Origin of the sequence: Bowdeniella massiliensis (assembly GCF_023634005.1) — a bacterium.
GTDB lineage: Bacteria > Actinomycetota > Actinomycetes > Actinomycetales > Actinomycetaceae > Bowdeniella > Bowdeniella massiliensis.
The window spans coordinates 194,363-202,603 of sequence record NZ_JALIQR010000004.1; the positions used below are offsets into that span (position 1 = coordinate 194,363).

The window sequence follows — 8,241 nt, forward strand, 5'->3', positions numbered from 1 at the left end:
CCTACCAGTTCGAGACGTAGTAGATGTGCGTGAACTTGCGGCCGTGCGTCTCCTGGGCGGTATCGAGCTCTTCGTTGCGCACGAGCCCCACCTTTTCCGCGACGCGATGCGAGGGCACGTTCGCGGGCACCGTGAGCGCGACGATCGGATATTCGGGCAGGTGCTCGCGCGCCAGATCGATCGCCGCCCGCGCGGCCTGCGTCGCATAGCCCTTGCCCCAGCTGCCGGGCTCGAAGCGGTAGTACAGGCTGAGGGCCGGGCGATCGTGGAACGTGCGGAACTGGACGCCGGACATGCCAACGACGCGCGTCGGATCCTGCCGGTCCGTCGCCACCCAGAACCCGAACCCGTGCTCGCGCCAGTGCGCGACCGCGTCATCGTAGCGCCGCCCGACGATGGAGCGCGCCACCTCGATGGGCAGCGGGTGGTACATGAAGGTCTGCGGATCCGAGTGCAGCTTCGTCATCGACGGCTGATCCTCGGACGTCGGCGCCCGCAGCATGAGGTTCTCGGTCACGATCGGCGACCAGTCGGCTGGGTTCTGCATGGCCCTATTCTCACCCGATTTGGCCTCGCGTGGCGACCATTCGCCGATTTTCCCGACGCTAGGACCTAGATGTCTCGGCCCAGGCAAGGGCGGCGCCGCAGTAGACGCGCTGGCGTTGCCCACCGACGTGCTGTACTTCGACGACGTCGACCGCGCCTTCCGGCGGCGCGATGACCCGCAGTTGCGTGGCATAGCTCGCGAGCGCCTTGCGAACCTGGCCGAGCGTTCCGGGAAACACCTCGAAGCCCGGGAGCTCAGGCGCCGGCGTGCCCATGCGCTCGGAGACGATCTCGATCATCGGCAGGCGCGTCTCGGTCGCCGCGCGCAGCGCCACCTCGTGCAGGTGGACGTGATCGGGATGGCCATACGTCCCGGCCGCGTCGTAGGAAACGATCGCCTCGGGCTGGAAGGCCTCGATGAGCTCGACGAGATCGGCGACGGCATCAGCGATCGGGCGCTTCGTGAATGCCTGCGGCGGCGCATCGGGAGCGGGGGCGGCGACGGGCTGCGCGCCTGCCGCCGCGCCCGAGCGCGCCTCGCCCGCGCCGGAGCGCTCCTCGCCCGCGCCGGAGCGCTCCTCGCCGGCCGGCGCATCCAGCCACTGCATGCCGGAGTCGAGATAGGGCGCCGTGCCCTGGCCGAGCCACGCGTGCTCGGAAACGCCGAGTGCGGCGCAGGAGGCAGCGAGTTCGGTCGCGCGAACGTCGGTGAGGGAGCGGGTATCGCCCGGCGGTAGCGCGCCCGGGCGGATCTCGCCGCGTTCGCCGCGTGTTGCGGTGACGACGATGCAGCTGACGCCACGCCCGGCAAGGTGGGCGATAAGCGCGCCCGTTGCGAGGGCCTCATCGTCAGGGTGGGCGTGCGCGAAAAGCACGCGCGCGGAGTTCTCTAGCGCGGCAAGCGGCGCCAGCGCCGGATTGCCCGCCGAGCGCACGCCATCGCCCGCCGAGCGTCCGCCATTGCCCGCGCCGCTCACGCGAGCACCTCCTGGTAGGCGCACACGAGGTCCGTCGCGGTGTGCCGCCACGTGTGCTCGAGCGCGAACTCCCGCGCGGACTCACCCGCGGCCGCCAGGCGTTTGTCGTCGCCGAGCAGGTGGACGATCGCCTCGGCCCAGTCATCGGCGTCGCGCGATTCCATGAGGAGACCGCCGGGTGCGACGGCCTCGGCGAGCCCACCGGCGCCGAGCCACCCGATCACGGGGACGCCCGAGGCCTGCGATTCCAGCGCCACCAGCCCGAACGTCTCGGACCAGCTCGGCAGCACAAACAGCGCGGCCTCGCGCATCAGGCACGCGAGCTTTTCGCGCGAACACGCGCCAGCAAAGTCGACGGCATCGGCGACGCCGAGCCGCTCGGCCTGCGCGCGCAGCTCGTCGGGATAGGCGTCGTGGTCATCCGAGGCCGCTCCCGCGAGCACCAGCCGCAGCCCGCGATAGCGCTCCAGCGCGCCACTCGCACCGCCCGCAGCGTCCGCACCACCTGCGCCACCCGCAGCACCATTAAGCCGCTCCCGTACCTTCGCGAACACCTCGAGCGCCAAGTCCGCGCCCTTGAGCGGCTGCAACCGCGCCGCAAACAGCAGGTAGGGCTGCTCGGGCGGCGGGCACGTGCGCGGCGTGAAAAACTCGACGCCGACGCCGGGCCGCGCAATGCGCACCTTGTCATCCGGCACGCGATAGCGCGCGACGATCGTATCCGCCTCGATATGCGATACCGCGACGACGAGATCCGATCCTTGCCCCACGCGGCGCTCGCCGTCGATGCGCCCCTCGGACTCGCTCGGCTCCCCGAGCGCCAGCGAGGAGGCGTTCTTTGGCGCCGCGACGGAGTGATAGGACTGGATGTGGACGATCCCGAGCTCGCGCGCGACGGGCAGCGCCGCCACCCCCGAGAACCAGTGGTGGGAGTGGATGACGTCGAGCGGCTCGAGCGTGATGCCGCCAATCGCGCCGCCGGACAGCACGCGTCGCAGCTCGGCGGAAAACGGCTCGATCGCACGCTCCATCTCGGACTTCGCGAGCGGCGCGGCCGGCCCCGCGTCGAGCAGGATGAGCCGCACCCCCTCGCGCACCTCAGTGACGGCAGGCGCCTCCGGATCGGAGCGCCGCGTGAACATCTCGACCTCGTGCCCGAGCTCAGCGAGCTGACACGCCGTACGGTTGACGACGACGTTCATGCCGCCCGCATCCGCGCGCCCCGGCTCGGCCAGGGGGGACGTGTGCAGCGAAATAAAGCCGATACGCATACCCCCAGCCTAGCGAGTTAGATCGCGCGCACGGCGGTGCGGATCGCCTCCTCGATGTGGCTGAGCGCCGCCTCGTCGTGCGCGGCGGACAGGAACCAGGCTTCATAGCAGCTCGGCGGCAGGGCGACGCCGGCCTTGAGCATCGCGTGGAAGAACCGCCCGTAGGCAGCGGCGTCCTGCGCCTTTGCGTCGGCATAATTCTCGACGCCATCGGCGGCGGGTCCCTCGCCGATGAAGGCGGAAAACAGCGAGCCGGCGTGGTTGATCGTGAACGGGACGCCGGCGTCGGCCAGCGCCTCGCCGAGCGCGCCGCGGATCTGCACGGCCGCGCGATCGACGTGGTCGTAGACGCCCTGGTCGGCCAGGCGCAGGGTGGCGAGCCCCGCGGCGGTGGCGAGCGGATTGCCCGAGAGCGTGCCGGCTTGGTAGACGGGGCCGAGCGGCGCGAGCTCGTCCATGATCGCGGCGGGCCCGCCGAGCGCGGCGAGCGGCATCCCGCCGCCGACTACCTTGCCGAACGTTACGATGTCGGGCGCCCAGGCGCCTCCCGCGCTCCCTGCCGCGCCCTCCGCAGCGCCAGCCGGGCCCTCCGCTGCGCCGGCCGCGCCGTCGGCTGCGGCGGCCTGCTCCAGGCCCCACCAGCCCGCAGGCCCCACGCGAAAGCCCGTAAGGACTTCGTCGAGGATGAGCAGCGCGCCGTGCTCGGCCGTGATCTCGCGCAGGAATGCGTTAAAGCCGGGCAGCGGCGGCACGACGCCCATGTTGGCGGGCGCCGCCTCGGTGATGACGGCCGCGATCTCGTGCCCGCGCTCGGCGAACAGCGCCCGCAGCGCCGCCTCGTCGTTATAGGGCACGACGAGGGTCTGCGCGGCGATTGCCTCCGGCACGCCAGCGGAGCCGGGCAGGCCCGCCGTCGCGATGCCCGAGCCGGCCTCGGCGAGCAGCGAGTCGGAGTGGCCGTGGTAGCAGCCGGCGAACTTCACGAGCACGTCGCGCCCGGTGACCCCGCGCGCGAGCCGGATCGCCGTCATCGTCGCCTCGGTGCCGGTCGAGACGAGCCGGACGCGCTCACACAGCGGCACGCGCTCGGTGATTGCCTCGGCGAGCTCGACCTCGGCGAGCGTCGGCGCGCCAAAGCTCAGGCCCCGCGCGGCGGCCTTCTTGACGGCGGCGACGACCTCCGGGTGCGCGTGCCCGAGCAGCGCCGGCCCCCAGGAGCACACGAGGTCCACGTAGCGCGTGCCTTCGACGTCGCGCACGAAGGGGCCGGACGCCTCGGCGTAAAACCGCGGCGTGCCCCCGACGGAGCCGTAGGCGCGCACGGGCGAATCGACGCCGCCAGGGATGGCGTGCTTGGCGCGTTCGAACAGGGAGTCGTTGCTAGTCATGGTGCGGTGGTTCCTTTCGGCCGGGTGCAAGTGCTATAGATCGTCTTCGTCATCGCTCTCAGTGTGGAGGGCAGATCGTGATGCATGGAGGGGGTCTTCCTCATTACTGGGCGGACGATTCACGCATTGTCGAATTCCGTCGATGTGTTCGCTCAGCGAAAGTGAGATCTTCGCCCACATCGGATTGAGAATGAAGTCGATTCCTGCCCGACGTGCGTGCTTGGCAGCGGGAACGAAATCAGAGTCGCCGGAGATCATGAAGATCTGGTTGACCTTTCCACGTTCGGCCAAACTCGCTATATCGAGCCCTAGTCGCATGTCGACGCCCTTTTGGTGGATCTCCAAGAGAAAATCCCGTTCAGTCAGATCGTCCAGCGTGATCCGGCCCGCGAGGAGTTTCTTTAACGGCTCAGGCCGTAATGAGTAGCCCCGTTGTGACTGAAGTTCTTCCCCACGACGGAAAGCTAGCTTTCGCTTCTTCATAAGTTCGGCGAAGAATTCGTTGGACCACGCGAACTGAGCAGATTTTGCTAGATTGATCTGCTTCTTCAACAGCGGGTGGTACAGCACCTTCTCTGACGGTGGGCAGTCGTAGTAGAAGATTCTATAGAGGTGAGAACTCGATTCACGGATGTGCCGGCGGCAGTACTCGACCAGTTCGGACGCGCGATCGGCTGGTGCCTTGTCCCCAAATAGCTGATACGCGCGGTGACGATAAAAGCCACCATCGACCATAATCGCGGTGACAATCGGCAGGCGTTGCCAGTCGCTGCGCCTAGTCCCAGACCGTTTAGTGTGACCTGTCACGGCAGGAGAATCTGTCATCTTTGAACACTCCCTGCAAGACGATAAAAAGCTCCGGTCATCGGCGACATCCTTATAAGTGGAGCGTCAACGGCCGGAGCCAGTTGAACCAGTATAGATCAAGGAGGGCGTAACGCACAGGATTGCGGGGCTAGTTCCGGTAGCTCGCGGCGAGGTGGGCGGGAGCCTCGAGCGCCCAGTAGCTGAGCACGAGGTCCGCGCCCGCGCGCACGATCGAGGTGAGGGATTCGGCGATGACGCGTTCGCGCTCGATCCAGCCGTTGCGCGCCGCGGCCTCCACCATCGCGTACTCGCCGCTGACCTGATAGGCCGCGACGGGCACGGGCGAGGCGGCGGCGACATCAGCGAGGACGTCCAAATAGTAGCCCGCGGGCTTGACCATGACGGCGTCGGCGCCCTCGGCAATGTCGAGCGCCGCCTCGTAGGCGCCCTCGCGGCGGTTGGCCGGATCCTGCTGGTAGGTGCGGCGATCGCCCTCAAGGCTCGAGCCGACGGCGTCGCGGAACGGACCGAAAAAGGCCGAGGCGTACTTGGCGCTGTAGGCAAGGATCGCGACGTCGTCGTACCCCGCCCGATCCAGGCCCGCCCGGATGGCGCCGACCTGGCCGTCCATCATGCCCGACGGGCCGACGACGTGGGCGCCGGCTGCGGCCTGGGCGATCGCCATCTCCACGTAGCGCGCGACGCTCGCGTCGTTATCGATGCGGCCCTCGCTGGTGAGGACGCCGCAGTGGCCGTGGTCGGTGAACTCGTCGAGGCAGGTATCAGCCATGACGACGGTGGCGTCGCCGACCTCGGCGCGCACGCGGGCAAGCGCCCGGTTGAGGATGCCGTGCTCGGCGAGGCCGGCGCTGCCGGTGGCGTCCTTATCCTCCTCGGCTGGGACGCCGAAGAGCATGATGCCGCCGAGGCCCGCGCTCGCGACGTCGGTGGCGAGCGCCGCGAGCGAGTCAAGCGTGTGCTGGCTGACGCCCGGCATCGAGTCGATCGGCGCCGGGGCGTCGATCCCGTCGCGCACGAAGACGGGCAGGATGAGCTGGCTGGGGCGCACCTCAATCTCGCGCGTCAGGCGGCGCATTGCGGCGCTCGAGCGCGCGCGGCGCGGGCGGTTGGTCAGGTTCAGGCTCATGGCTCCTCCTTCGGTTCCGGCGGGGTGGCGGTCGTTTCCGGGTTTGCTGTGCGGACTGGTGCTTCGGCGTGGGCGGGCTCGTCATCGGGATGTGGCGCGTCGTCGGGACCAAGTGCGTCGACGACGGCCGCGCAGATAGCCGCGGGAGTGGGCTGCGCGGCGGTTGCGGCGAGCAGGCCGCCGCCGGCGCGGATCGCTCGAGCGGTTGGCTCGCCGATCGCGACGACGGCCGTGCCCGGGCCGGCGTGGCCGAACAGCTCGACGAGGGCCGCGGCGACGGACGGCGCGGTCACGACGACGGCGTCGATGAGGCCGCGGTGCCAGGCGTCGGCGACGTCCTGGTCCGCGCTCGGGCGCGTGCGCGTGGTGTAGATCGGGGTGCGGGTGACGCGCCAACCGGCGGCGGTGAGCGCGTCGGCCAAGGTGGGCGCGGCGAGGGCCGAGGCGGGCAGCCAGGCGTGGGGCACTGCCGCCTGTGCTGCCGCGGGCTCGGACGGTTCCGGAGCCACGGGTGCTTCCGGGGGCTCGGCCGGTCCCGAGGGCTCGGGCGATTGTGCCGCCGCGATCATGGCCGCGGCGAGGGCGGCGGCGTCGTGCGTGCCGCGGATCGTCACCGGCAGCCCCGCGGCTTCAGCGGCCGCGGCGCTCGCGGGCCCGACGGCCGCGATCACCAGGGGCGCGCGCCCCGCGGCGGGGGATGCGCCACCAGTGGATGCCCGGGACGCGGCTCCGGGCGGAGTAGCGGCGGCGCGGATCGCCTCCAGCAGGTTGAGCTCGCCCAGGCGCGTGATCGTGCGCGGGCTCGTGATCGCCAGGTGCGTGAGGCTCGGCAGGGCGTCCGCCGCCAGGGCCGCGGCGTCAACGTCGATCGGCTCGGTGAGCGTGACGGGGTGGGCGATGACGGCGGCGCCAGCGGCGCGGAGCTCGGCGACGATGTGGTCGTCCGCCTCGCGTGGTACGAACACGGTGCGGCCGGCGAGCGGGCCAGCGTCGGGGCCCGCGGTGGTGGGGGCGAGCGCGGGCACGGCGTCGGAGCGGCCGCGGGTATGGCGCGCGCCGATCTCGGCAATGTCGCCCGCGCCCTGGGCGAGCAGCTCGCGGGCGAGGTCACGGCCGATTGCGATCGCGTCCCAAGGGTGGCCCGTCGTCGTCGCGGAAACGGTCTCGCTGCCGTCGAGAGCGAAGACGGCCGCCGTCAGCGCGAGATCCCCGCTCGCGAGGAGTTCGCCGTGGGTGCCGACGGGGGCCGCGCAGCCCGCCTCGAGCTCGGCGAGCACCGCGCGTTCGGCGTCGATGGCGGCCCGGGCGCCCGCGTCGTCGATCGCCGCGAGGGCCTCGGCGAGGGCGGAACCGAAGACGCTAGAGCCGGCCGCGTCGGCGCTGCGGCATTCGACGGCGAGCGCGCCCTGGGCGGCTGCGGGCAGGATCGGCAGCGGCACGACGAGGCGCTCGGCAAGGAGCTCGGCGAGCGTATCTCCGAGGCGGTTGAGACCGGCGGCGGCGAGCACGACCGCATCGAGGTCCCCGGCGGCGGCACGCGCGATGCGGGTCGGCACGTTGCCGCGGATGTCGGCGATCTGGCAGGTGGGCAGCAGCGCGCGGATCTGTGCGGCGCGGCGCGGTGAGCCCGTGCCGATCCGCAGGCCGTCGGGCAACTGCGCCAGCAGCGCGTCTCCGTCGGCGGAACTTTGCGAGCGGAGCTGGGACGTGAGATGCGGGGCGAGGACGAGGACGTCGGCGATATCTTCGCGCCCCGGCACGGCGGCGATGGTCAGTCCCGGCACGGGGGCGACGGGCAGGTCCTTCAGCGAGTGGACGGCGAGGTCGCATTCGCCCTCGAGCAGCGCGGTACGCAGGGCCGCGGCGAAGACGCCGACGCCGCCCATGAGGGCGAGCGGGCGGCGGGAGCGGTCGCCGCGCGTCGTGATGGGGACGAGCTCGACGCGCAGGCCGCGCTCGCGCAGCAGATCGGCGACCCAGCTCGACTGCGTGAGGGCGAGGTCCGAGGAGCGGGTGCCTAGGCGGATGGTGCGGGGGGCGTCAGTCATGACGGGGCGACCTTGCGTTGTGCGGTGCCTGTCGCCTATACACATCTGACGCTGCCG

General features: G+C 70.9%; 7 protein-coding genes. All 7 read right to left on the reverse strand.

From position 1 onward, the window contains the following. Nucleotide 1: 1 nt before the first annotated feature. The 7 genes from MUN85_RS04190 to hemC all read right to left on the reverse strand — a co-directional run bounded on the left by MUN85_RS04190 (nucleotide 2) and on the right by hemC (nucleotide 8,184). Nucleotides 2–547 carry a GNAT family N-acetyltransferase gene (locus tag MUN85_RS04190; RefSeq protein ID WP_092564923.1) on the reverse strand — a complete coding sequence of 182 codons (546 nt, stop codon included), beginning with the start codon at nucleotides 545–547 and terminating at the stop codon, nucleotides 2–4. A 58-nt stretch (nucleotides 548–605) separates the two neighbouring features. After that, nucleotides 606–1,523, reverse strand: a complete 918-nt coding sequence (locus MUN85_RS04195; RefSeq protein ID WP_250505520.1) for a PIG-L deacetylase family protein — start codon at nucleotides 1,521–1,523, stop codon at nucleotides 606–608. Next, nucleotides 1,520–2,794, reverse strand: coding sequence for a glycosyltransferase (locus MUN85_RS04200; RefSeq protein WP_250505521.1), 1,275 nt, complete (start codon nucleotides 2,792–2,794; stop codon nucleotides 1,520–1,522). Before MUN85_RS04200 ends, MUN85_RS04195 begins: the two co-directional genes overlap by 4 nt. Before the next feature lie 17 nt (nucleotides 2,795–2,811). Continuing rightward, the gene (hemL, locus tag MUN85_RS04205; RefSeq protein WP_250505522.1) at nucleotides 2,812–4,182 is read right to left on the reverse strand and encodes a glutamate-1-semialdehyde 2,1-aminomutase; all 1,371 of its coding nucleotides are present in this window, start codon (nucleotides 4,180–4,182) and stop codon (nucleotides 2,812–2,814) included. Nucleotides 4,183–4,215: 33 nt separating this feature from the next. Next, a complete protein-coding gene (locus tag MUN85_RS04210) occupies nucleotides 4,216–5,007 on the reverse strand; it encodes an NYN domain-containing protein (protein WP_250505523.1) in 792 nt (263 codons plus the stop codon). Between the two features lie 130 nt (nucleotides 5,008–5,137). Then, entirely contained in the window at nucleotides 5,138–6,136 is a 999-nt protein-coding gene (gene hemB / locus MUN85_RS04215) for a porphobilinogen synthase (protein WP_250505524.1), read from the reverse strand. Then, nucleotides 6,133–8,184: a hydroxymethylbilane synthase gene (hemC, locus tag MUN85_RS12875; RefSeq protein WP_348647943.1), complete on the reverse strand. Its 2,052-nt coding sequence runs from the start codon at nucleotides 8,182–8,184 to the stop codon at nucleotides 6,133–6,135. The genes hemB and hemC overlap by 4 nt, the downstream gene beginning before the upstream one ends. Nucleotides 8,185–8,241 lie beyond the last annotated feature (57 nt).